Origin of the sequence: Limosilactobacillus sp. DJ3M12 (genome assembly GCF_947381695.1) — a bacterium.
Classification (GTDB): domain Bacteria; phylum Bacillota; class Bacilli; order Lactobacillales; family Lactobacillaceae; genus Limosilactobacillus; species Limosilactobacillus kinnaridis.
In genome coordinates this window covers 120,596-146,076 of sequence record NZ_CANCWY010000001.1, presented here as the reverse complement: position 1 = coordinate 146,076, position 25,481 = coordinate 120,596, and the positions used below count along the sequence as shown (strand labels likewise).

At 39.3% G+C, this 25,481-nt stretch carries 26 protein-coding genes; 4 read left to right on the top strand and 22 right to left on the bottom strand.

Annotated elements, in window-relative coordinates:
- The first annotated feature begins 83 nt into the window (after positions 1–83).
- Complete coding sequence (locus QOS06_RS00745) at positions 84–932, top strand: fructosamine kinase family protein (RefSeq protein ID WP_085678282.1); 849 nt, start codon at positions 84–86, stop codon at positions 930–932.
- Positions 933–1,084: 152 nt separating this feature from the next.
- Here QOS06_RS00745 and dtd read toward each other — a convergent pair whose 3' ends face one another.
- From dtd to QOS06_RS00715, 6 genes are all read right to left on the bottom strand, one after another.
- Positions 1,085–1,522 (bottom strand): D-aminoacyl-tRNA deacylase, encoded by a 438-nt coding sequence (gene dtd / locus QOS06_RS00740; RefSeq protein ID WP_003665822.1) that lies wholly within the window; start codon positions 1,520–1,522, stop codon positions 1,085–1,087.
- Between the two features lie 10 nt (positions 1,523–1,532).
- Complete coding sequence (locus QOS06_RS00735) at positions 1,533–3,770, bottom strand: RelA/SpoT family protein (RefSeq protein ID WP_085678279.1); 2,238 nt, start codon at positions 3,768–3,770, stop codon at positions 1,533–1,535.
- A gap of 18 nt (positions 3,771–3,788) precedes the next feature.
- Positions 3,789–4,115, bottom strand: coding sequence for a hypothetical protein (locus QOS06_RS00730; RefSeq protein WP_225430975.1), 327 nt, complete (start codon positions 4,113–4,115; stop codon positions 3,789–3,791).
- Between the two features lie 87 nt (positions 4,116–4,202).
- Positions 4,203–4,943: a 16S rRNA (uracil(1498)-N(3))-methyltransferase gene (locus tag QOS06_RS00725; RefSeq protein WP_085678276.1), complete on the bottom strand. Its 741-nt coding sequence runs from the start codon at positions 4,941–4,943 to the stop codon at positions 4,203–4,205.
- Complete coding sequence (gene prmA / locus QOS06_RS00720) at positions 4,944–5,903, bottom strand: 50S ribosomal protein L11 methyltransferase (protein ID WP_085678271.1); 960 nt, start codon at positions 5,901–5,903, stop codon at positions 4,944–4,946.
- 77 nt (positions 5,904–5,980) lie between these two features.
- Complete coding sequence (locus QOS06_RS00715) at positions 5,981–6,286, bottom strand: hypothetical protein (protein WP_003668153.1); 306 nt, start codon at positions 6,284–6,286, stop codon at positions 5,981–5,983.
- Positions 6,287–6,482: 196 nt separating this feature from the next.
- Here QOS06_RS00715 and QOS06_RS00710 point away from each other — a divergent pair, with 196 nt between their 5' ends.
- Together QOS06_RS00710 and QOS06_RS00705 are read left to right on the top strand one after the other, a co-directional pair.
- Positions 6,483–6,662, top strand: coding sequence for a hypothetical protein (locus QOS06_RS00710; protein ID WP_003668154.1), 180 nt, complete (start codon positions 6,483–6,485; stop codon positions 6,660–6,662).
- 106 nt (positions 6,663–6,768) lie between these two features.
- The gene (locus tag QOS06_RS00705) at positions 6,769–7,728 is read left to right on the top strand and encodes an L-lactate dehydrogenase (protein WP_035159976.1); all 960 of its coding nucleotides are present in this window, start codon (positions 6,769–6,771) and stop codon (positions 7,726–7,728) included.
- A gap of 82 nt (positions 7,729–7,810) precedes the next feature.
- Here the strand turns inward: QOS06_RS00705 and QOS06_RS00700 are convergent, their stop codons facing one another.
- From QOS06_RS00700 to hrcA, 8 genes are all read right to left on the bottom strand, one after another.
- Entirely contained in the window at positions 7,811–7,987 is a 177-nt protein-coding gene (locus tag QOS06_RS00700; protein ID WP_003671106.1) for a hypothetical protein, read from the bottom strand.
- 75 nt (positions 7,988–8,062) lie between these two features.
- Positions 8,063–9,139: an Ldh family oxidoreductase gene (locus tag QOS06_RS00695; RefSeq protein ID WP_078009097.1), complete on the bottom strand. Its 1,077-nt coding sequence runs from the start codon at positions 9,137–9,139 to the stop codon at positions 8,063–8,065.
- Between the two features lie 72 nt (positions 9,140–9,211).
- Positions 9,212–10,627, bottom strand: coding sequence for a C69 family dipeptidase (locus QOS06_RS00690; RefSeq protein ID WP_085678269.1), 1,416 nt, complete (start codon positions 10,625–10,627; stop codon positions 9,212–9,214).
- Positions 10,628–11,107: 480 nt separating this feature from the next.
- The gene (gene lepA / locus QOS06_RS00685) at positions 11,108–12,943 is read right to left on the bottom strand and encodes a translation elongation factor 4 (protein ID WP_085678265.1); all 1,836 of its coding nucleotides are present in this window, start codon (positions 12,941–12,943) and stop codon (positions 11,108–11,110) included.
- A 130-nt stretch (positions 12,944–13,073) separates the two neighbouring features.
- Positions 13,074–14,225: a molecular chaperone DnaJ gene (gene dnaJ, locus QOS06_RS00680; RefSeq protein ID WP_085678262.1), complete on the bottom strand. Its 1,152-nt coding sequence runs from the start codon at positions 14,223–14,225 to the stop codon at positions 13,074–13,076.
- 128 nt (positions 14,226–14,353) lie between these two features.
- The gene (dnaK, locus tag QOS06_RS00675; RefSeq protein WP_003671118.1) at positions 14,354–16,219 is read right to left on the bottom strand and encodes a molecular chaperone DnaK; all 1,866 of its coding nucleotides are present in this window, start codon (positions 16,217–16,219) and stop codon (positions 14,354–14,356) included.
- 24 nt (positions 16,220–16,243) lie between these two features.
- Positions 16,244–16,816, bottom strand: coding sequence for a nucleotide exchange factor GrpE (gene grpE / locus QOS06_RS00670; RefSeq protein WP_003671120.1), 573 nt, complete (start codon positions 16,814–16,816; stop codon positions 16,244–16,246).
- 12 nt (positions 16,817–16,828) lie between these two features.
- Positions 16,829–17,881 (bottom strand): heat-inducible transcriptional repressor HrcA, encoded by a 1,053-nt coding sequence (gene hrcA / locus QOS06_RS00665; protein ID WP_283595293.1) that lies wholly within the window; start codon positions 17,879–17,881, stop codon positions 16,829–16,831.
- A gap of 120 nt (positions 17,882–18,001) precedes the next feature.
- Here hrcA and QOS06_RS00660 point away from each other — a divergent pair, with 120 nt between their 5' ends.
- Complete coding sequence (locus QOS06_RS00660; RefSeq protein ID WP_003671125.1) at positions 18,002–18,373, top strand: hypothetical protein; 372 nt, start codon at positions 18,002–18,004, stop codon at positions 18,371–18,373.
- A 60-nt stretch (positions 18,374–18,433) separates the two neighbouring features.
- Here QOS06_RS00660 and ribF read toward each other — a convergent pair whose 3' ends face one another.
- The 8 genes from ribF to rimP form a co-directional block, all read right to left on the bottom strand.
- A complete protein-coding gene (gene ribF / locus QOS06_RS00655; RefSeq protein ID WP_003671127.1) occupies positions 18,434–19,381 on the bottom strand; it encodes a riboflavin biosynthesis protein RibF in 948 nt (315 codons plus the stop codon).
- Between the two features lie 12 nt (positions 19,382–19,393).
- Positions 19,394–20,299: a tRNA pseudouridine(55) synthase TruB gene (gene truB / locus QOS06_RS00650; protein ID WP_085678255.1), complete on the bottom strand. Its 906-nt coding sequence runs from the start codon at positions 20,297–20,299 to the stop codon at positions 19,394–19,396.
- Between the two features lie 201 nt (positions 20,300–20,500).
- A complete protein-coding gene (gene rbfA, locus QOS06_RS00645; RefSeq protein ID WP_003665800.1) occupies positions 20,501–20,860 on the bottom strand; it encodes a 30S ribosome-binding factor RbfA in 360 nt (119 codons plus the stop codon).
- Between the two features lie 19 nt (positions 20,861–20,879).
- A complete protein-coding gene (gene infB, locus QOS06_RS00640) occupies positions 20,880–23,138 on the bottom strand; it encodes a translation initiation factor IF-2 (protein ID WP_085678252.1) in 2,259 nt (752 codons plus the stop codon).
- A 13-nt stretch (positions 23,139–23,151) separates the two neighbouring features.
- Complete coding sequence (locus QOS06_RS00635; protein ID WP_003671135.1) at positions 23,152–23,463, bottom strand: L7Ae/L30e/S12e/Gadd45 family ribosomal protein; 312 nt, start codon at positions 23,461–23,463, stop codon at positions 23,152–23,154.
- Entirely contained in the window at positions 23,450–23,752 is a 303-nt protein-coding gene (rnpM, locus tag QOS06_RS00630; protein ID WP_003668183.1) for an RNase P modulator RnpM, read from the bottom strand. The genes QOS06_RS00635 and rnpM overlap by 14 nt, the downstream gene beginning before the upstream one ends.
- A 28-nt stretch (positions 23,753–23,780) precedes the next feature.
- Entirely contained in the window at positions 23,781–24,968 is a 1,188-nt protein-coding gene (gene nusA, locus QOS06_RS00625) for a transcription termination factor NusA (RefSeq protein ID WP_085678249.1), read from the bottom strand.
- Positions 24,969–24,988: 20 nt separating this feature from the next.
- The gene (gene rimP, locus QOS06_RS00620; protein WP_139561226.1) at positions 24,989–25,462 is read right to left on the bottom strand and encodes a ribosome maturation factor RimP; all 474 of its coding nucleotides are present in this window, start codon (positions 25,460–25,462) and stop codon (positions 24,989–24,991) included.
- Positions 25,463–25,481 lie beyond the last annotated feature (19 nt).

Below are 25,481 nucleotides of genomic sequence, written 5' to 3'. Positions count from 1 at the left end.
AGTGCCTTATAAATCAACTTTATTTAACAATACTTGCCTAAAAATGGTATAAATAAAGTAATTTAGTAAAGGAGGGACATCAATTGGAAAGTCCAAATACAGCATGGTTTAAGCGCCTTCCATTAAAAAATCTCACTTCTGTTAAACCAGTCAGTGGTGGTGATATTAATTTAGCATATCAAACCACAACTACTGATGGAAATAGGTACTTTATAAAGGTCCAACCTAACCATTCACAAGATTATTTCAGTCATGAAATTAATGGTCTCAAAGCTATCGGTAAGGTCATTAATACCCCAACCCCACTTTACCATGGTGAAATCGATGGGAATGCCTATTTAATTTTAAACTGGCTTGATGAAACTTGGGGTAATCAGGCCGACCTGGGATTAGCAGTTGCCAAAATGCACCAACAGCATAATGAAGAATTCGGCTTTATGGATAATCATCAAACCAAGGCCCTCGTAAAAGATAATTCTTGGAATTCAAGCTGGCTTGATTTTTATATTAATCAGCGCCTAGAACCAGAAGTACAAGTGGCAAGCCAACGTGGCCGATGGAATAAATGGCGACAAGAACATTACCAACAAATGGTTAATAAATTTACTGATTACTACCAACACCATGAAGTCATCCCTAGTCTTCTTCATGGTGATTTATGGGCCGGTAACTTCTTATTTGCTGGCGATCATAAACCATACTTAATCGATCCAGATGCATTATTTGGGGATCGTGAATTTGATTTAGCTATGACAACTGTTTTTGGCGGTTTCGATAATAGTTTTTATCAGGCATATAGCAGCGTCTTTCCCTTTGATGATCATTTAGAGGAACGCCTTTCGTGGTATCGTTTCTATTACCTATGCATGCATTTAATCTTATTCGGCGAGAGCTATGGTGGCGCAGTCGATCAAATTTTAAGTCAATACTAAACTGTGACATAAGTTAAGTTACTTTCATAAAAAGCAAATACGCAGTACAACAATGGCCTCTAATGTCCGGCAAACCGAACGTTAGAGGCCTATTGTTGCTTGCGGGGGCTCCCAGAGGCTAGCTTCGTTTTTCGAGCCCCCTCTTTGCTTTTTTAGCGTTCATAAATAATTGTCGTGGGGCCATCATTTTCCAGATCAATTTTCATCATGGCTCCAAAATGTCCGGTTTCAACAGGAATACCAGTAGCAGCTAGTTTTTGATTAAAAAGATCATATAACGGTTCAGCAATCTCAGGACGAGCAGCCTGTGAAAATCCAGGACGATTTCCATGCTTAGTGTCAGCATAAAGGGTAAATTGGGAGACTGATAAAATTGCACCATTAACATCCCGTAGCCCCTTATTCATCTTACCGTTTTCATCCTCAAAAACACGAAGATTAGTAATCTTATGTACTAAGTAGTCTAATTTTTCTTCGGTATCATCTGGAGCAAAACCGACTAAGAGAAAATAGCCAAGGCCAATTTTACCAACAACTTCATCATCAATTGAAACTGCTGCATGATTTACTTTTTGTAAAACGACTCGCACAAGCATCCTCCTATCGAATAATTCTTTTGACAACGTAAACATCTGGAATGTTTTTTAAACCATCCATGATTAATTGCAACTGTCGTAAATTACGCACTCCGATAATCAAACTAATTGTTACCATCTTGTTATGGTCAACTTTTCCGTTAACTGAATTTAAGAAGCGAGTACTGTTATTTACTGAACGTAAAACATCATTTAACAAGCCATTTCGATTGTATCCCTGAACTTCCAAGTCAGCATTGTAGTTTGTTTTGTCGCCATTAGGATTTGCCCAATATACACTAACAATTCGTTCGCCATTCTTACGGGCAGCTTTAATATTCGGACAATCATCCCGGTGAACCGATACTCCCCGTCCCTTTGTAATGTAGCCAGTAATAGCATCTCCTGGGATTGGACTACAGCAATGACTTAAACGAACAAGAAGATTGTCAACTCCTTCAACAATTACGCCCTCGCTCGATGCCTTAGCCTGTTTTTGCTTTTCACGTTCATTTGGCTTCTCAAGAGTCTGGTGATCTTCTAGTACAGCTTTTTCTGCTGCTTGTTGGCGGTCGCTTTCAACTTGCTGACGGATATCAGCAGTAAAACGATTTCTAATACCAACGGGAGCCAAGTCACCAAATCCTAGGGCCGCAAACATATCATCACTACTATTGTAATGAGTCTCTTGAGCAACTTCCTCACATTTTTCATCAGTCATTAATTCTGCTGGCGAATATCCTGCTTCACGGAGTTCGTTTTCAAGAAGTTGTTTTCCTTCTTCAATGTTCTTTTCTCGATCGTGTGCACGGAAGAATTGGCGAATCTTATTACGAGCTCGCCGCGTTGAAACCAAATCAAACCAATCACGACTCGGACCAGCTGATGATGATGAAGTCAAAATATCAACAATATCACCATTTTTGATCTCATAATCAAGGGGTACAATCCGTCCATTTACTTTAGCTCCAGTTGTATGATTACCAACTTCAGTATGAATTTGGTAAGCCATATCAAGTGGTCCAGATCCCTTAGGCATTTCAATTACGTCACCTTTAGGGGTGAATGCATAGACCTTATCAGTAAATATATCGCTCTGAATCCCCTGCATAAATTCATCTGTGCCTTGACTTTCACTTCGTAATTCAAGGATTTCTTTGACGACATTTAGCTTTTGGCTATCCTGAGTTTGTTGGATTCCATTAGTCTTTCCTTCTTTATATGCCCAGTGAGCAGCAACCCCATATTCAGCAATTTCATGCATCTTGTGAGTTCGAATCTGTACTTCTAATGGCCGTCCTTCTGGTCCAATAATTGTTGTATGCAAGGATTGGTACCCGTTAGTCTTAGGCATTGCAATATAATCCTTAAACCGTCCAGGCATTGGTTTCCAATTAGTATGGATCGCTCCAAGAGCAGCATAGCAGTCCCGGATTGAGTCAACGACAATTCGAACTGCAAGAAGATCATAGATTTGGCTAAATTGCTTATGCTGAGTAACCATTTTACGGTAGACAGAATAAATATGTTTAGGCCGGCCATAAATTTCAACATTCGGCCCTAAGTCCAAATCTGCAATCGCCTTTTTTATCAACTTAATTGACTCATCAATATAGTCAACCCGCTGATCGCGCCGTGAATTCATTAAATGGACAATCCGGTAATATTGTTGCGGATTTAAGTACCGTAATGATAGATCTTCTAGTTCCCACTTAATAGTACTGATACCCAAGCGATCCGCAATTGGAGCATAAATTTCAAGGGTTTCATTTGAGATGCGGCGCTGCTTATCAGGACGCAAATGCTTAAGAGTGCGCATATTATGAAGACGGTCCGCAAGCTTGACAATCATTACCCGAATATCCTTTGACATTGCAAGTAATAATTTACGATGAGTAGCAGCCATTTGTTCTTTATTTGATTTGTAACGAATCTTACCAAGCTTTGTATCACCATCAACGATCATTGCAATGGTTGGTCCAAAGAGTTCTTTAATATCATCTAAGGTTGCGCCAGTATCTTCTACAATATCATGTAAATATCCTGCACAAACTGTTTCGGGATCCATATGAAGATTAGCAAGGATCCCCGCAACTTGGATAGGATGAATAATATACGGTTCCCCAGATTTACGTCGTTGATCATGGTGAGCTACCTCGGCAAAATGATATGCCTTTTCAACTAAAGCAACGTGTTCTTCATTCATATAAGAACTAACTATCTTTTGAACATCTTCATGTGTCAATTCCTTTTCTTTTGACATCGGACGACCTCCTTTCAATTACTTTTGTTGACGCATTGCCCAGGATAAGTACGCAAGCGCTAAGTAAGCAAGGGCAAAATAATAAGTATATCGGGGCATAAAGAAATACGCAGTTATCAAGTAAAGGATTGGAAAAATGAATAACTCGCCCCATTTTCGCTGGTGCTTATAAATCCAATAACCGGACCAAATACTAAAAATACCATTAATAAGGATTAAGACAATCTCTACCATTACAACTCGCGTAACAAATGGAAGCTTATCAACAACGAGCGTCAATACAATCCCAATTAAAATGCTAGCTAGCCATAATGGTTTATCTAAATGTTCCCATGCTTTTTTCATAAAATTCATTCTCTTTCAACACCTATATTCAGTTTTAAATCACCGATTAAAGCTGTTCTTTATTTTACCATAAGTAAGCCAGCTACATTATGACAATTCCATTGCATATGAGATAGCCGCCATGAAATATAAAGGCGCTGTTTCAGTTCGTAGAATTCGTGGTCCTAAACCTGCTGCTACCACGCCAGCTTCATTCATTTTAGCAATTTCATTTTCCGTTAATCCACCTTCTGGACCAAAAATGGCAAGGAGCGAGTCTCCCGGGTTAAGGGCATTAAATTGTTGCGCTAAAGCACTTGTTTCACCCTGTTTAGCTGATTCTTCCCAAGCAACTATCCGTTTGGTAGCGGGATAATCGGCTAACAATTGATCAAGATTTGCACTGTATTCAACCTGCGGAATTTTATTTCGATGGGATTGTTCTGCTGCTGATTCAGCTATTTTTTGCAGACGTTCGATCTTTCGTTTCTGCTTATTTCCCTGCCAATGACTAATGGAGCGAGCAGCATCGAAGAAAACAATTTTGTCTGCCCCCAATTCAGTTGCCTTTTGAACAATTAATTCTGGTTTCTCTTTAGTCTTTGGAATTCCGCAGGCAAGCGTTACCGAAACTGGCAATTCACTATCAGCATCTAACTTCTGATTGATTTTTAATGTCGCCGTTGGTTCTGTAGTACTAAGAGTCGCAAGGTAAACACAGTGGTCGGCTAATACAAGCTCAACACTTGTTCCAACCTCTGCGCGCATTACCTTTAACAAGTGGTGGGCTGCTTCAGATGGCAATGTTACTTCATTAGCTGGAGTTACATTAACAAAATAGCGTTGCATTTATTTCACCTCGATTGGCTTGTGGGTAATCATTCCGTGCCAGTCCTTCATCTGCTGTTCATCGTCAATTATAAATCCTTGCTCTTGCAACTTTTGACGAATCAACGGAGCCTTATCATCGATAATTCCAGAAACAAGGAATTTGCCACCTGGCTTAAGATTTTCATATGCTTGAGGAATAAGAGGTACGATGATTTCCGCAAGCATATTAGCAACAATCAAATCTGCCTGGGTATGGATCCCATCTAATAGGCTATTTACGCCAACCTTAACATCTTTAGCGACCGGGTTTAGTGCAAGATTCTTTTTTGCTGAGTTGACTGCTACTTCATCAATATCATAAGCATCAACTTTTCCTGCCCCTAAGTGCTTGGCAGCAATACTTAAAACACCAGAACCTGTCCCGACATCGATTACATATTCATTACCAACAACTGTTTTTTCAAGGGCCTCCAGCATTAAACGAGTAGTTGGATGAGTCCCGGTACCAAAAGCCATTCCTGGATCAAGAAAGATTAATTTTTCTTTAGGATCTGCTGGCTCATATTCTTCCCATTGCGGAACAATCGTTAACTGATCCGTTACTCTTAATGGGTGATAATATTTTTGCCAAACCGTTGCCCATTGTTGATTATCGACAGTCGCTGCTGAGACATCATTTTCTCCTGGATTCAGGCCATAATCCCTTAATTTTGCTACTCGTTGATGGATAGTTGGCAAAAGTTCAGGAACAAATACGTTTTGTGGGAAATATCCAGATACTGCTGCGCCATTTTTTCGGTGCGGAATTGATGATGGATCAATAAATTCACCGTGGTCCCCATACTTTCCCTCATGTAAGTTTGCAAAATCAGCGGCATCTTCAATTTGAACGCCTTGTGCTCCCATATCCGTCAAAATATAGCTAACTGCTTCAACAGCCTCACTAGAAGTTATTACCTTTATTGCTATCCAATCCATTTAATGACCTCCTTAAATAATAAAATCGTGACCACAATAAAAGTAAATGGTCACGATAAATACCAACTTAATAAAGTCTAATCATTTTCATTATCAACTTTACTAATATGTGGTCGTTCTTGTTCGCGTTTCTTTTCTTTTTCTAAATGATGACTTAAGTAATCGATTAAGTCGGACTCAGTCAAGAAAATACGGGGATGATGTTGGTGATGCAACCGAACATCAATCTCGTTAATTTTTAATCGTCCGGTCCAAGTATGGGAATAACGAACAATTACCCGATTATTTAGTCTGTGTTTACCAAAGCGGAACACATATACGTGTTGGGGTGTCATCATTGGCCGAATGTACTCTTTTTTATACATTAAATCATTGTCGCGCATAAACTGCTTAGTTCGATTCAGAATGGTAACCACCTCCTCTATTATTATTCCTGATCAATTTTAAATTAATCTCCCTAGATAGGTATATTTTAGCACAGGTCACCAACGTTCCAAAGTTTAATCTATGTTTAAACTTTAATTTTCAAAAAAATGCTATACTATGTTCACGATACTTTAAGGAAAGGTGATTACAATAGTGAGTCTCTTAATTGCTATTCTTATCTGCTGGTTGCTATGGAAGATTGGGGTTTTAACGGTTAAGTTCATTGGTCTAATCCTTCTTATTCTATTAATCGGGACATTAATTCATGTTTTACTTTGGCCAGCGATCCTTTTAGCAGTCATTATCTTAGGAGCAGGATTATTCACTAACTAATTTATCTATAAAATCTTATAGTAATTTTTCTGCGGAATGTTATAATCATTACTGTGAGAGAAATCTCAAATAATGTATACATAAGATGAAAGGGAGACTGTTTATTATGTCTAAGAATCATCAAAAAGTTGTTCTTGTTGGTGACGGTGCTGTCGGTTCAAGTTACGCCTTCGCAATGGCACAACAAGGAATTGCTGAAGAATTTGCTATCGTTGATATTATTAAGGAACGGACTGAAGGGGACGCAATGGACCTTGAAGACGCTACTGCCTTCACCGCTCCTAAGAACATCTACTCAGCAGATTACGACACTTGCAAAGACGCTGATTTAGTTGTTATTACTGCTGGTGCTCCACAAAAGCCTGGTGAAACTCGTCTTCAATTAGTTGATAAGAACTTGAAGATCATTAAGTCCGTTGTAGAACCAATCGTTAAGTCTGGTTTTGACGGAATCTTCTTAGTTGCAGCTAACCCAGTTGACATCCTTACCTATGCTGTTCAAAAGCTTTCTGGCTTCCCTAAGAACAAGGTTGTTGGTTCAGGTACTTCACTTGATTCCGCACGTCTTCGGGTTGCTCTTGGTAAGAAGCTTGATGTTGACCCTCGTGATGTTATTGCTAACATTATGGGTGAACATGGTGATTCCGAATTTGCTGCTTACTCAAGTGCTACTGTTGGTGGCAAGCCATTACTTGACATCGCTAAGGATGAAGGTATTTCAGAAGATGAATTACTTAAGATTGAAGATGATGTTCGTAACAAGGCATACGAAATCATTAACCGCAAAGGTGCTACCTTCTATGGTGTTGCCACTGCTTTAATGCGGATTTCAAAGGCTATTCTTCGTGATGAAAATTCTGTTCTCCCTATCGGTGCCCCAATGAACGGTGAATACGGACTTAACGACCTTTACATCGGTACTCCAGCTGTTGTTAATGCTTCTGGTGTTGCAAAGGTTATTGAAGTTCCACTTAACGACCGTGAAAAGAAGGCTATGGCCGACTCTGCTAAGCAATTGGAAGAAGTTGCTAAGAACGGTATGGCAAAGTTACAAGGTAACAACTAAGCCGTATTCATAAATAAAACGATAGATTATCGTGCTACTAAAAAACTCTCAGCGTTTAGTAAAACGTTGGGAGTTTTTTTGCCTATTTTTGATCATTTTTTAAGTCACGTGCAAAATCATCAAGAAAGTCTTCTATTAATTTATCCTTATAACCCTTTTTTCTAAGTTCACTCGCTAAAATTGCCGAAGTAAGCCCCTTTCGAATTGCTAACTTATGATCACCTGCGAGCCAAAACATTACTAATTCTCGATCTTCCATTTAAAATGCTCCTTTTTCCTCATATATTCAGTGTACCACTTTCACTTATCAGGATTTGAAGGAGTTTATCAATTATTAAGGAACATCAATACCAAGTTCAGTTCCTATTTCTTTCATTTCTTGATAGGTCTTTTCATCAATCGTGACACCTTTTTCTTTATTTTCTGCTAATAAACGGTACTCACGATCACCGGGTACCCAAATTTCTTTACCAGGAATATGTTCAAGCTGGCGAATTCGATCTAGCATTGATGTGGCATCTTTCTTCAATACCTCTGGATCACCAAAGAATGCTGGATTAAGAACCATTACAAATTGACTAAAATCATGTTTACCACTAACAGTATCGGCAGAGATAGAGCCTTGAGCTAAAATACCCGTCAATAATTCAATTACGATAGAATTTCCCATCCCCTTATAATTAGAATTTTCCTCATCATTTCCGCCAAGAGTGAGAACTCCTCCACCTTTTTGTTCCCCTTCAGTAAAGGCCGCGGTGGCAAGAATATCTTCTGCCTCTTGCGCATCAGTTACTACCTGCCGATCTTTATCAACTGCCCATTCGCCTGGCAACGGTTCGCCTTTTTTAGCATGAACTTGAATTTTTCCACCTGAAACAACACAAGTGGCACCATCAAACATAAATGGATGTGGAGAAGCAGGAAAGCCAAACGCAAAAGCATTAGACCCAAGAAAAGCCTGAGTAGCATTAGTTGGGACTACCAGGGGACGAGTGTTAGTAAGGGCAACTCCTACCAATCCAGCTTCTAACGCTAATCTTGTATAGTAACCAGCGGTGCCGAAGTGATTCGAATTGCGAATAACAGCAATTGCCACCCCTGTTTTCTTAGCCTTTTCAATTATTTTTTGAGTCGCTAAAACCGTTGCGAGCTGTCCCATATTTTGATTAGCGTCAACAAGGACGGATCCTGGTAACTCACGAATAATTTTGGCTTTATTTTGGGGAATAATCGTTCCTTCTTTAATCATCCGACGATACCATGCTAATCGTTGAATCCCATGAGATGAGATCCCGCGTAAATCCGCATCAACTAGAGTGTCTGCTAATAATTGACTGTCATCTTGGTTAAATCCCAATTTTGTAAAAACTTCTACTAGATAATGCCGTTCATCGGTTGCTTGAATTCTCATTTTTATCCTTCTCTCATTTTACATTAATTATATTTTAATAATAAAGTGAGAAATGTCAATATTCAAAATATCTTAAAGGTTAGGATCCATCTTAAATGACATCTTTGAAAGCTCACAGCCTTCAGTTAATAATTCAAAGAAGAGGGCCTTTGTCCGTTCATTATAATGGGTAGCTATTTCATGATTTTGCCCAGTTAGATAATCAGTTAATGCCTGCCTTTCAAGACTAGCTGCTTCTTTATCAACCTGCGCAATTTTACGGCGTGCCCATTCATTTAGTTCCTTTTGGTAGTCTTCATCTTTTTCCATAAATTCTTGATAATGACTTTCAACAACCTCTGCTAAGGCTTCATTTAACCAGAATGCAGACTCTAAGTTCATTTTTTCCGGTACGTTTCGATATGATTCATCAGTATCGTCAGCATTAGCAAAAAATGGAACATAAGGGTTAAAGGCTGGGACCCCTAATTCAATCCAATGAATACTTGTTTTATATTTATTCAGATTGCGCACTTGTAAAATATGTGATTGGGCCGTCCGTGATAAAGAGATAGCTCGGTAAGTCTTACTTTCAGGAGCATCCCCCATTGGATCGTAAGGTGTCTCATTAAAATGCGATTTTAGAACATATTGGATGTCTTCATTAGCAATCTTAAATTCAGCCTTACGAATAAATGGCATTTCAGAATCTTCGGGACGTTGGCCTAATGAAGCATTAGGACTAAGGTAACGTTGAGCAAACCAGGTCCGCGGTGTGTTGTAATGACGGTCTTTTTGTGTACTGGTACCAAAAATATGACGGAAATCCCACCGGTCATGGTCAGGGTTTAATTGGTGTTCTTCAACAAATTCTTGAATTCCATCAGCCCACATATAATTATCAGGATCGTCAAAATCGATATCTTCAATTGCTACCTGGTTAGGAGTAACAGCATAACAATCATCAGGAATACGAACTGCAACCCATTGGTGACCAGTTACTACTTCCATATACCAAATATCATCTGCATCTGCAAATTGCATTCCATTTCCCTCAGCAGAGCCCAATTCAGCAATTAATTTTCCAGTATATTCAACTCCTTCACGGGCAGAATGAATATACGGTAATACTAAAGTACAAAGTGAGTCTTCTGCCAGGCCATTTTTTACGTATGGATCATATGCTAACACCCGATCATTTGCATAAACACTCTCAGTAAAGGAAGCTGCCACATTTGCTTCATTAATTCCATCTTCTTCATTAGGTCCGGCTGTTTGATCAAGGGTAGGCGTAGAAGTATAACGCATTCTCTCTTCCGGCAAGGCTACAGTTACTTTATTGTAAGGTGATACGTAGGTTTCGTGGCGTCCTTTTACTGCCGGTTCTACTAAAAATCGCTTGGGTTCAATTGCTTTTACGCGATCTTCATTACGAGCAATATAATTAGCACCGTCGAGAGAAGCCTTTTTACCGACCATAATTGATGTACAAGCATCTTTATTTTGCATATTTATTTCCTCCTCAAATAATAGCGATTACATTATCTATGATACGCTAATTTGGTGAGGACTGCAGTATTGAGCGAGTATAAAAACCCACCATGTTTAATCGAATGATGAAAAAATTAAATGAGAATCTGTTAAATCGAGGAGAGTCCTTGTATTATTATTTATGGGGTTACCTTCTTTTATATGTGATTTGGCGATTTCATTGTATCAGAGGGCGAGCCTCTTTTTAGTTTAAAAACAAAAAATCTGATATTGGTATAGGAAGTGATATTTCTATATCAACATCAGATACTTACGTCCATCTTGCAACCGAATCCAAGAAAGAAACAGCTAATCTTTTTCAAAAAAGGATCAGTACCTCTATTTCTTAGGGAATACTGATCCTTAATTTTTACCACATTTTAAGCTCACGTGGTAAAAATTACTAGTTTTGTATATTTTTGTTTTATACAAAGCCAATAAATACCTTTACATCAACGTTTACTTCTCATCCAATTGCTCATCGGTCTTCAAAACGGCCATAAAGGCGGCCTGAGGAATATCAACTTTTCCGACAGCCTTCATCCGTTTCTTCCCACGTTTCTGCTTATCTAATAATTTAGCACGCCGGTCTGGATCCCCTGTATGAATACGGGCAGTAACGTCTTTTCGGTAGGCTTTAATATTGGTCCGGGCAATAATTTTTGAGCCTATTGCTGCTTGAATTGGGATTTCAAAGTTTTGCCGTGGAATAATCTTCTTTAACTTAGCAGTAATTTCCCGACCACGTTCTGCCGCAAAGTCACGGTGAGCAATAAAGCTCAATGCATCCACCTTATCGCCATTGAGCAAGATGTCAATCTTAACCAAATTACTTGGCCGGTAACCATCAATTTCATAATCTAAGGAAGCGTATCCCCGTGTAGAACTCTTTAACTTGTCAAAGAAGTCAAAAATAATTTCTGACAGCGGAATATGATAAATAACGTTTACCCGGGTATCACTTAGATATTCCATCGTATCAAAGTCTCCCCGTTTACGTTGGCAAAGCTCCATTACTGGGCCAACATAATCATTGGGTACCATGATTGAAGCGCGGACATATGGTTCCTTAATCGCTTTAATGGAAGAAGCGTCTGGCATTTCAGCTGGATTTTCCACTTCTTTTGTTGTCCCATCCGCTAATTCAACATGGTAAGTAACAGATGGTGCAGTTGTGATTAAATCAAGATTAAATTCACGTTCAAGTCGTTCTTGAATAACGTCCATGTGAAGTAATCCTAAGAAACCACAACGGAATCCAAATCCCAATGCTTGCGATGATTCCGGTTCAAAGGTTAATGCTGCATCATTAAGTTGAAGCTTTTCCAACGCATCACGTAAATCATTAAATTTAGCATTATCAGTTGGATAAAGTCCAGCATATACCATTGGCGTCATTTGCCGATATCCTTCTAACGGCTTATCTGTAGGATTATCTGCACTTGTAACCGTATCACCGACCCGAGTATCTTTAATGTCTTTAATTGCCGCGGTAATATAACCTACATCCCCAGCCATCAATACATCACGTACCAATGGTTTAGGAGAGTTAATTCCTACTTCAGCAACTTCATATTCGGTACCACCGTTCATTAACTTAATTCGGTCACCTTTTTTAACCGTTCCTTCAACAACCCGGACACTAAGAACCACGCCCCGATAATCATCATACTTTGAATCAAAGATAAGGGCTTTTAACGGCGCAGTTAAATCTCCTGTTGGTGCTGGGACATCCTTAACGATTTTTTCAAGGACTTCATCAACGCCCATTCCAGTCTTAGCACTAATATCAACTGCCTCATCAGTATCTAAACCAATCTCGTCTTCAATCTGTTTCTTAGTACCCTCAGGATCAGCAGAAGGTAAATCGATCTTATTGATAACAGGTAAGATCTCAAGGTCATTGTCAAGCGCTAAAAAGACGTTAGCAAGGGTCTGTGCTTCTACCCCTTGCGTTGCATCGACCACTAAGACGGCACCTTCACAGGCAGCAAGAGACCGTGATACTTCATAAGAAAAATCGACGTGGCCTGGTGTATCGATTAAATGGAAAATGTAATCTTCACCGTCTTTAGCATGATATGTCAAGGCGACGGCATTTAATTTGATTGTAATGCCCCGTTCACGTTCTAGAGGCATATCATCAAGAATCTGGTTTTTCATTTCACGTTTGCTGATTGAATCAGTCATTTCTAAAATACGATCAGCAAGCGTTGATTTTCCATGGTCAATGTGGGCAACAATCGAGAAATTCCGAATGTGTTTTTGCCGCTCTTTCATTTCTTCTAGGTTCATTTAAAAAGACTCACTTTCAACGAATATTCTTTATCTAGTATACCAAATCCTCGTTTAGAATGGGAAACCTTCTACTAGATATACAAAAAGCAGGAAAAATATTAAGCTTTTCCTGCTTCATAAAAATTATTTACTTATCCTCAAAGGCATCACGTAACTTATCAAGAACTGTCTTCTTCACACCCTTAACATCTTCACCACTAGCAGCCGCAAAAGCTAACATTGCTTCACGCTGACGCTTGTTAAGGCTCTTAGGTGTCTTAACATGGACAGTAACATGTTCATCTCCGTTACCATTACCGTTAAGGTGTGGAACCCCTTTGCCACGCAAGCGGAAATTAGTTTCTGATTGGGTTCCCGCAGGAATCTTAAGGTTAACATCACCATGAACCGTTTTAACTTTTACTTCGTCTCCCAAGGCTGCTTGAGCAAACGAAATATCACGATCAACGTAAATTGTTGAACCGTCACGACGGAATTCACGACTTGGTGTTACCCGAAAGACAATATACAAATCTCCGGCTGGGCCACCATTCTCACCAGCGTCTCCTTGGTGTTGGAGCCGCATTTGTTGACCATCATCAACACCGGCAGGCACCTTCACTTCTAGCTCATGACGTTCGTGAATATGTCCTGCACCATGGCAAGTATCACAACGATCTTCTGGCTTAATAATCTTTCCAGTTCCATTACATTCTGGACAAGTGGTTTGAGTTTGCATATTGCCTAGTGGTGTTTGACGAACACTCGTAATCACGCCGGCACCATGACACCGTGGACAAGTTATTGGCGATTTACCAGGCTTTGCTCCGGTTCCATGACAAGTCTTACATTCTGCATCACGGTTATACTTGATAGTAGTTGTTTTACCAAAAACCGCATCCATAAAATCAAGAGTCATTGCATATTGTAAATCACGTCCTTGACGCGGGGCTGTTGGGTCCCGACGAGTACGACCACCGCCACCAAAGAATTGACTAAAGATGTCGTCAAAGCCGCCGCCAAAGTTAGAATAAGCTTGACCACCACCAAAGCCGCCAAAGCCTTGACCGCCAGCACCTTGTGGGCCAGCTGAACCAAATTGATCATATTGAGCACGTTTTTGGCTATCACTTAATGTCTCATATGCTTCATTAATCTTCTTAAACTTTTCTTCTGCACCAGGCTCGTGGTTAACATCTGGGTGGTATTTTGCCGCAAGCCGACGATATGCACGCTTGATGTCTTTTTCGGATGCATCCTTAGAGACACCTAAAATGTCATAATAATCTTGTTCTGCCATATAATAAATACCTCATTACTTTATTGCTTGTTTAGTTATACCACAGCCAGCAAACGAAAGTAAAAGCCAAAGTCCTTTTTTCTGGCCTTTGGCTTTTACACTAACATTTTAAGACTGTTTACCGCAGGCTATTTCTTGTCGTCTGGTGTAACGTCCTTAAAATCACCATCAACAGTATTGTCATCATTACCGTTGTTATTACCATTTTGTTGGTTATCACCAGGCTGACCATTAGCAGCGCCACCTTGTGCACCTTGAGCTTGTTGGTAAAGCTTTACGCTAAGGTCTTGAATAACTTTGTTTAAAGCATCCTTCTTAGCTTTCATTTCATCAAGGTTGCCGCTTTCTTTAGCCTTCTTTAATTCGTCACGAGCACTTTCAGCCTTCTTGATATCATCTTCAGGAACTTTACCCTTAACTTCCTTCAAAGTCTTATCAACTTGGAAGAGTTCTTGGTCAACTTCATTCTTTAAGTCAACTTCTTCCTTCTTCTTCTTGTCGGCTTCAGCATGCTCTTCAGCATCCTTCTTCATCCGTTCAATTTCTTCATCACTTAAGCCTGAGTTAGACTTGATAGTGATATTTTGCTTCTTGTGAGTTCCTTGATCTTCAGCAGAAACATTAACAATACCGTTCTTATCGATATCAAATGTAACTTTGATTTGAGGAACACCACGAGGAGCAGCAGGAATATCAGTTAGTTGGAAGTTACCTAAAGTCTTGTTATCTGCTGCCATTGGACGTTCACCTTGAAGAACGTGAATATCAACAGCTGGTTGGTTATCAGCAGCAGTAGAGAAGATTTGACTCTTTGAAGTAGGAATAGTTGTGTTACGGTCAATCAACTTAGTGAAGACACCACCCATGGTTTCAATACCAAGTGAAAGTGGAGTAACATCAAGTAATACGACATCCTTAACATCACCAGTAAGAACCCCACCTTGAATAGCTGCACCAAGAGCAACGGCTTCGTCAGGATTAATTGAGTGGTTAGGTTCCTTACCAGTTAATTCCTTAACCATTTCTTGAACAGCAGGAATACGAGTAGATCCACCGTTTAAGATAACTTCATCAATGTCATCAAAAGTAAGATCAGCATCTTTCAAAGCATTCAATACTGGTTGCTTTGTCCGTTCAACTAAGTCATTAGTTAATTGGTTAAATTGTGCCCGGCTTAATGTCTTTTCCAAGTGTAATGGACCGTTTTCACCAGCTGAAATAAATGGTAAGCTGATTTGTGCCTCTTGAACACCTGACAAGTCCTTCTTAGCCTTTTCAGCAGCATCCTTCAAACGTTGAAGAGCCATCTTATCTTGAGAAAGATCAACACCATGTTCTTCCTTAAAGCCATCAATTAACCAATCCATGATCTTTTGGTCAAAGTCATCCCCACCTAAATGAGTATCACCATTAGTAGAAAGAACTTGGAAGACACCGTCACCTAATTCAAGGATGGAAACATCGAATGTACCACCACCAAGGTCATAAACAAGGATCTTTTCATCTTTGTCCTTCTTGTCAAGACCGTATGCTAGGGATGAAGCAGTAGGTTCGTTAATAATCCGCTTTACATCAAGGCCCGCAATTTTACCGGCATCCTTAGTAGCTTGACGTTGAGCATCATTGAAGTATGCAGGAACAGTAATAACTGCTTGAGTAACAGTATCACCAATGTAGTCTTCAGCATATTTCTTAAGGTATTGCAAAATCATTGCTGAAATTTCTTGTGGAGTATATTTCTTACCATCAACTTCAACAGTGTATCCTGCTTCACCCATGTGACTCTTGATTGATGAAATAGTGTTAGGATTAGTAATCGCTTGACGCTTTGCTACTTCTCCAACTTGAGTTTCACCATTCTTAAATGAAACAACAGATGGTGTTGTCCGACTTCCTTCTGGGTTGGTGATAATCTTAGGTTCATTACCTTCCATAACAGCAACCGCAGAGTTAGTAGTACCTAAATCAATACCAATAATCTTATTACTTGCCATAATTTATTTCCTTCTCTCACAAATTTATTGAGCTACAACAACCATTGCTGGGCGTAATACCCGGTCTTTGAGTTGATATCCTGCTTGAAGAACATTAACAACAGTTTCAGGCTTCTGACCTTCTTCGACCGAAACAGTTTGAACTGCCTGGTGAAGAGTAGGATCAAATGTTTCACCATCAGCTTTGATTTCAGTGATGCCATGATCATTTAATGCCTTTACAAGATGATCATGGACCATTTGAATGCCCTTTTTAAGTTGCTTGCCATTATCGTCTACAACTTCAATTGCTAAAGCCCGTTTAAGGTTATCAAGCACTGGTAAAATTGACTTTGCTAAATCCTGACCATCATATTTAAGGATTTGAGCCCGTTCTTTATTAAAACGATTAGTCATATTTTGAATTTCTGCTTCTGCTCGTAAATATTTGTCATCTTTATCAGCGAGCTGCTTCTTTAAGTCAGCGATCTCTTCTTTTAATTTAACAGTTTGATCATCCTTCTTATCTGAAGCCTCTTTTTTTATATCTTTTTTAGGTGCCTTTTCATTTTCAGGCGCAGTTTGTTTTTGTTGTTCTTCTTGTTTTTCCTTGGCCAATTAACTCGCCTCCTATGAATCATAATAGTGACGGTAGAAATCTAATAGCCGTTTTGCTAATTCTTGGCGAAAGGCATTTACAATTCCAATCGTCCGTGAATAAGGCATCCTTGTTGGACCAAGAACTGCAATAATTCCTCGTCCATATTGTTCAACATTATAACTTGCAGTAATCAAGCTATAATCATCAAGAAGCTTATTCTTAGAGATTTCTTGACCGATTTTAACATTAACTCCATTATCTGAGGTAAGTGTTGAATCCAAGATATTCGATAAGTTGTCGTTCTTATCTAACAAGCCATACAGTGATTGGATTGCATGGGGATCATGAGTACTTGCAAAATCCAGTAAGTTCAATCGACCACCAACGAAAAACCGCTCACGTGCTGCTTGAGATAAGACATTATCAAAAATATCAAGGAAACCATCGGGACTATGCATATAATGCAGAACCTGAAGTGGAATATCATCTTTTAGTCGTTTTACCACTTCTGATAGCGGCAAACCAACTAATTGATCATTAATCATTCTAATTACTGCCTGCAATGCATCTGTGTCAATGTCCGACGGCAAAGTGAATGACTGATTTTCAACCTCACCGTTATCGGTAACCAAGATCGCAATAACCTTATGATTTCCTAGCGGCACAACTCGAAAGCCACTCAAACGAACACTTTCTTGCTCAGGCTTTAATGTAAAAGCAGTATATGAAGTTAAGTTTGATAAGATATCTGCTGAATGTGAAATAATCTCGTCAATCTTTTGAAAACCGGTTCCAAGTGAGTTTTGAATTACTACCAGGTCATTATCAGTAACTGCTTGTGGATCAAGCAAATTATCAACATAATAACGGTAACCTCGTTTTGATGGAATCCGGCCTGATGAAGAGTGCTCTTTTAAGATCAAATCATTGTCCTCTAAAACCGCCATCTCATTACGGACAGTTGCTGAACTGACCTTAAAAGGCAACTTTTCTGCTAAATGTTTTGATCCAACCGGTTGACCAGTTGATGTGTATTGACGTACAATCGCTTGCAGAATCTTTTTCTGTCGTTGTGTTAGCATCGTATATCACTTCCCCTTTTAGCACTCATTAGGGTCAAGTGCTAAACACACTGTATAATATACCAATTACTCCCCTAAAAGTCAAGAAACGTCAAATAATTTTTAAAAGGAGCTTTATCCATGAAACATAAAGAACATCGCTATATTCAACCTCAGAATACTCAAGAAGCAATGTTATTAATTCAGAAGTTATTTAATAAATACCGCAATGCGTCCCTAACGAATGAACTATTAGAATACCATAACAACCTAATCTATCGCTTGCAGTCAGATATTAAAGACGAAGCAATTAAGGAGAACAATCCTAATCAACTTAAGGCACTTGCTTCCATGACCGAAATTATGCGTAACTGGACAACAGTACGCTTAAACGGCCAGCCTTTTAACGGGAAAATGCGGCATTTCAAATTAGTGACTGATGGCGGATTCAAATTTGAACGAAATATTCATAAAATTAACCAGACTACCAGTCATCGGGGAAGTCGGCATTAAAAAAGAGGTTTGATGAATCTTGGTGGCGAAATTGCCACGAAAGATCAATCTAAACCTCTTTTATTTATATTTTTCTAAAATACGACGGGCGTTTTGTTCATCTTGCTTCATCTGTGCTACTAATGCATCCGCTCCCGTGAACTTTTCTTCGCCACGAAGGTACTGATACCAGCGCACAACTACTTCTTCACCATACACCATTTGTTGAAAATCAAATAGATTAATCTCAACCGTTAATTGATTAGCATCGCCAAATGTTATGTTATGGCCAACACTTGCCATGCCGTCATACCACTTCTTACCGAGCTTAACTTTGACAGCATAGACCCCAATCCCAGGAATTCGCTCCTCTTCTGGATGCTCAACATTGATTGTAGGAAAACCAAGTGTTCGTCCACGAGCTAAGCCATGAACTACTAAGCCAGTTGTTTGATAAGGATACCCTAGTGCTTGGTTGGCTGCTTCTACATTACCAGCATCAATTAATTTCCGAATTTCTCGCGAACCGACCTTTTCTTGACTTCCATCCTCAGTAAATTTGGGCACAGTTACAACTTCAAACCGTCCCGCTGCATACTTAGGAAGCAACTTCATTGATGCAATATCTTCTTTTCCATAAGTATGATCAAAACCTGCTACGACCGTTTGAGCATGAAAGCCTACCAAATACTCATCAACAAATTGCTGAGGAGAAAGACTTGCAAAAGACGAGGTAAAGCTTATTAAATAAACCCGATCGACATCAAGGTCATTTAATAACTCAAGCTTCCTATCGACCGTTGATAGATATTTAAAGCCGCCCTTATATTGACGATAAACAATTCCTGGAGCATGATCATACGTCAAAACTACTAATGGCAATCCTTTTTCACGGGCAATTTCACGGGCACGTTTGATTACTGCCTGATGTCCCCGATGAACACCATCAAAGAAACCCATTGCAAGTACAATTGGCCCCGCAGGAATTAGTCTTTTTTCCAAAGGATGGTGAATTTTAATAACTTGCAACTCCTACACTCCTCAATTAACTGCAAACATTTTAGTTGGCTTATACATTTTATTTTTTGGATCAAAATGATATAGTGCTTTTACTTGTCCATCAAATGATAACACAATTTCCTTCTCACTAGTATTAAGTTCACTTGGAGAAAGCCATCCTCCATTTTGAACCTTTTTCCATTGAGCCTCTTGAATCGTTAATTGCAGATAGTCCTTCAAAGCATAATCTAAAGGATACAAATATTGCTGGAGAGTTTGGGTCGCAACAGCATCGCGAACGTCGTCTAAACTTAGAGTCTGATCAAGAGTAAAGCCTCCACTCTTCAACCGCGTTAACAAACTCATTACTCCTGGATACCCTAGTTTACGTGCAAGGTCAACAACAAGCGTCCGAATATAAGTACCCTTACTACATTCAACATTAAAACGGATTCGTTGTTGTTTATTTTCCTCATCATACTTTGAGCTTAATAATTCAAATTTGCTAATAGTCACTTGTCGTTTGGGCCGTTCAACAGTTTCACCAGCTCTTGCATATTCATAAAGTTTTTTCCCATTTACTTTTACAGCCGAATACATCGGTGGGATTTGTATTATTGTCCCCGTTAATGAATTCATGGCTGATAGGATTTCACTAGTCGGAATTTCATTTGTAACTTCTTTTTCCTCAATTTTGTCTCCATCAAGGTCTTGAGTAGTAGTCGTAAAACCAATTAAAAGCTCACCTTGATATTGTTTTCCTGATTGCATCAAATAATCAACAACTTTGGTAGCATTTCCAACACAAATTGGTAAAACACCCGCTACACCTGGATCAAGTGTTCCTGAATGACCAATCTTTTTAGTTTTTAAAATTTGTCGTAGTCGACTAACACATGCAAAACTAGTCATCCCACGTTCTTTATATAAGGGTATTATTCCATCCATCGTTATTCCTCCAAGGGGCTGTGATATAAGTCAAGTTACTTTCACAAAAGACAAATAGTGCAGTACAACAATGGCCTCCATCGCTCGGTAAAAAAAACGAACGTTGGAGGCCGATTGTTGCTTGCGAGGGGCTCCCAGAGGCTTGCTTCGCGTCGAAAAACGAAGTCACAAGTAACTTCTGTCTCGCTCCCTTTTTGCTAATTATTTTTCTTTTTTGTGTAAGTCGTTAATGAGTTGATCAATTCGACTACCGTAAGCAACTGATGGGTCTCTTACAAATTTGATTTCTGGAGTCTTAAAAATATTAAGACGTGCGCCTAATTCACTGCGAATTAACCCGGTTGCCTTATCTAATCCAGCCTGTGCCTTCTCCGCATCAGAAGCAAGATCTGACAAGATACTGTAATAGATGGTTGCTTGCTGGAGATCACCAGTAACATCCACACCTGTAATTGTAACGTTTTGTACACGTGGATCACGAACACGTTTTAACAAGATTTCATCAACATCTTTTTGAATTTCTTGAGCTAAACGATCTACTCGATATTGTTTACTTGGCATCTTTATCTCTCCTCAGCTTTTACTTAACTGGAACTTCTTTCATCTTGTAGGCTTCAATAACATCCATTTCTTTAATGTCATTGTAGTTTTCAATTGTCAACCCACATTCGTAACCTTGCTTAACTTCTTTGACATCATCTTTGAAGCGCTTAAGACTACCTAATTCACCTTCGTAAATAACAACGCCATCACGAACTAAACGAACCTTTGCATCACGGGTAATCTTACCAGAAGTAACCATTCCCCCGGCAATTGTACCAACTTTTGATGCCTTATAGATTTGACGAACTTCTACTTGACCAATTGTTTCTTCCTTGTATACCGGTTCAAGCATCCCCTTCATCGCATCTTCAACTTCTTCAATTGCATCGTAAATGACACGGTGAAGACGGATATCAATACTATTAGAGTCAGCCAATGTCTTAGCTACGGCAGTTGGGCGAACATTAAAACCAATGATAACCGCATTAGACGCTTCAGCTAAGGTAACATCACTTTGATTAATGGCACCAACGGCTTGGTGAATAATATCAACACGAACACCGTCAACTTTAATCTTTTGAAGGCTTTGACTTAGAGCCTCAACAGATCCCTGAACATCGGCTTTAATGATAATCGGTAAGGTCTTCATTTGACCCTTCTTCATAGTTGCAAAGAGGTTATCTAATGTAACATGAGAAGTCTTTTGACGTTCCTTATCCATTGCTCGTTTAGCCCGTTCTTCACCTGCTGCACGGGCAGTCTTTTCATCATCAAAGACAACAAACCGATCCCCGGCTTCTGGTACTTCATTTAACCCAGTAATCTCAACAGGAGTAGATGGGGTAGCTTCTTTAATACGACGACCATTTTCATTTGTCATTGTCCGCACACGACCAAATGTGTTACCAACAACAATTGGGTCCCCAACATGAAGAGTACCTTGTTGAATTAAAATAGTGGCAACTGATCCCCGACCTTGATCAAGGCGGGCTTCAACAACTGATCCAGCCGCATTTTGATCCGGATTAGCCTTTAATTCCAGCATTTCAGCTTGGAGTAGAATCATATCAAGTAATTCATCAAGATTCTTACCAAATTTGGCAGAAATCTTAACAAAAATCGTATCTCCACCCCAGTCTTCAGGAATCAAGTTATACTTTGCTAATTCTTCAGTTACACGATCTGGATTTGCACCTGGCTTATCAATCTTGTTAACTGCAACAATAATTGGTGTTTGGGCAGCTTGCGCGTGGTGAATAGCTTCAACTGTCTGTGGCATAACTCCATCATCAGCTGCAACAACAAGGACCGTGATATCAGTAATATTAGCTCCTCGTGCACGCATTTCAGTAAAGGCCGCGTGTCCTGGCGTATCAAGGAACGTAATTAATTGATCATTATAGTGAACTTGGTAAGCACCAATTTCCTGGGTGATTCCCCCTGCTTCATGTTCAGTAACATGAGAGTGACGTAACTTATCAAGCAAGGTTGTCTTACCATGGTCAACGTGTCCCATAACAGTAACAACAGCTGGCCGCGTTACTTGATGTTCAGTATTATTTTGTTCATCTTCAAACATCTTATCAATGTCTGAAACGTCAACTTGAACCTTTTCCTTAGCCTCAATACCGTAATCAGTTGCTAATAATTCAATTGTATCCTTATCAAGTGACTGATTTTGGTTGATCATTACACCAAGCATAAATAACTTTTTAACGATTTCTGCTGGTGAACGGTGTAAGATCTTTCCTAAGTCTTGGGCATTCATCCCATCAGTATATTCTAATACTTCTGGAAGCGGCTTATCTTTTCGTTGTGTTGGTTGCTTATGAGCTACTTCACGTAACCGCTTGTTCTTATTGTGTTTCTTATTCTTCTTATTTTTCTTATTAAAGCGTTTGCCATTACGGCCTTGATCGTTATTTAAGCTGCCGCCAAATCGACCACCATTGTTTTGGTGTTGATTATTATCTTTTGTTCCATTGTTTGGTCGGCTATTGTTTTTCTTTTGTGGACGCTCATTTTGTGCCTTATCATGATCGTGGTGTTGATTGTGATTTTGTGCTTGATGGTTATTTTGCTTATTGTGACCATCATTTTTCTTTACTGGTTGGCGTTGATTATTAGTTGTTTTTTGTCCACCCTTTGCAAGTTGACGTAATTGTTGCGCTTGATCTGGGGTAACAGAAGACATGTGACTTTTAACTCCCATTCCTTGCCGATTGGCCATATTAACTAAGTCTTTGCTAGGCATTTTTAATTCCTTAGCTAATTCATAAATTCGTTCTTTGGCCATATGCTCACACTCCTTATCTCATAGTTAGTAGTTCCTCAAACTTTCTTGCAAAACCTGATTGCATTACACAAAAAACTGTTCGTGCTTGCCCTGTTGCCCGGCTAAGTTGTTCTCTAGTGAAATCTGTTGAAAAAGGAATGCCATAAAATTTACATTTATCAGTAATCTTTTTTGCACTAGCTTTTCCAGCATCTGAAGCTAGGAATACAAACTTTGCCTTTTTAGTTTGAATATTTTTTAAGACAATCTCTTCCCCACTCTGAAGTTGCCGGGCACGCCGAGCGATTCCAAGGAGGTTTAAGACCTGTTCTTTATTTTTGATCATTACCAAATAACTCTTGTCGTGCCTGTAGGTGGTCTGCATACTTGATTAATTCATCATAAAATGATTCATCAAGTTGAACATGAAAAGCTTTTTCAAAAGTTTTTTCTTTCTTGGCGCGCTTTGCAATATCCACATCTACTGCAACATATGCTCCACGACCAGGCTTTTTACCAGTTGGGTCTAAGGAGACTTCATTTTCCTTATTCTTAACTACCCGAATCAATTGCCTTTTAGGCATCATTTCACCGGTAACAATGTCTTTACGCATCGGTATTTTTCTCTTTTTCATTATTTTCACCCCGCTGCTTAATTTCTAGTTATTCTTCGTTATTGTCAACATTTTCTTCTAAATCAGCTACTTCTTCAGATTCTTGGTCATTTTCAGCCATTTCAGATTCAGACTTGATATCAATCTTGTACTTAGTCAACCGAGCAGCAAGACGAGCATTTTGTCCTCGCTTACCGATGGCTAAGGATAATTGGCTATCTGGGACAACGACAGTGCATGAACGTTCTGTTTGTCCTTCAGTCGTTTCTTCACCTTCGCTATCCTCAGTTTCGCTTGCTGCCTTCTCTTCGTTAAAGATTACATCCAGTACTTCTGCTGGGTTCAATGCATTAGCGATAAACTTAGCGGGCTCCTTAACATACTCCACAATATCCATATTCTCGCCATCAAGTTCATTAACGATTGCTTGTACACGAGAACCTCGTGGACCAACGCAAGTCCCAACTGGATCAACATTAGGATCATTTGAGTATACTGCAACCTTAGCACGATCACCTGCTTCACGAGCAATATTTTCGATTAAGACAGTCCCATCCTTGATTTCAGGCACTTCTCGTTCAAATAATCGCTTTAAAAGTTCTGGAGCAGTCCGGCTAACAAAAATTTGTGGTCCCCGACGATCGTCATTTACTTTCGTTACGTATACTTGAATCCGATCATGGACGTGGTAGTGCTCATTAGGCATCTTATCTCTAAAGCCCATGGCACCTTCTACACCATCTCCTAAATCAACATATGTGAAACGCTTATCTTCTCGTGAAACTTCACCAGTGATAATCTCATTTTCATAAGTCTTATACTTGTCGTAAATGATTTTCCGTTCTTCTTCACGGAGACGCTGCATTACTACTTGTTTAGCAGTTTGGGCAGCAATCCGACCAAAATCACGAGGGGTAACTTCTTCGCGAATTTCATCACCAATATCATAACCTTGGCCATGAGGAAGCTTCCGTGCATCAGCTAAACTCATAAATTCGTTGCTGTCTGCTTCGACTGCTTCTTCATCATCAGTAATTGTTTTTACAGCGTAGACTTTAATATTACCAGTCAATGAATTGAATTCTACTTCAACATTCTTATCACCGTAATTTTGCTTGTATGCTGATTCAAGTGCTTGTTCTAACGCTTCAATAACAATCTCTTTCTTGATCCCCTTTTCTTTTTCAAGATAATCAAGGGCGCCAATCATCTCAGTGTTAATTTTTGGCTTACTCACCTTTCGACACTCCTTTAATACTAGAATTTAATCGCTAATCGGGCCTGGGCAATTTTCTGACGATCAATCGTAATTTGCCGATGACGAGTCTTGTCTAAATAATCCAACGTAATTTCTTTATTAGACAATTGCGTTAACGTACCCTCATAAACCTTTTGACCATTAATCTGTTGGTAAAGAGAAATGTGAATGTAATGGTCAATTGCTCGTTGATAATCTTCCTCTTTCTTCAGTGGGCGTTCAGCACCTGGTGAGGAAACTTCTAAAAAGTAAGCCTGTGGAATTGGATCAGGTTCAACATTATCTAATGCTTCACTTAATTCATCACTGACAAGTGCGCAATCTTCTAGCGTAATCCCACCGTCTTTATCAATATAAACGCGGAGGTACCAGCTTTTACCTTCTTTTACAAACTCTAAATCATATAAGTAAAAATCATGGTCCTGTAAAATCGGCGTTACAAGATCTGTTACAGTTTCTACAACACTGCTCAAACGTGTCACCTCCATTATT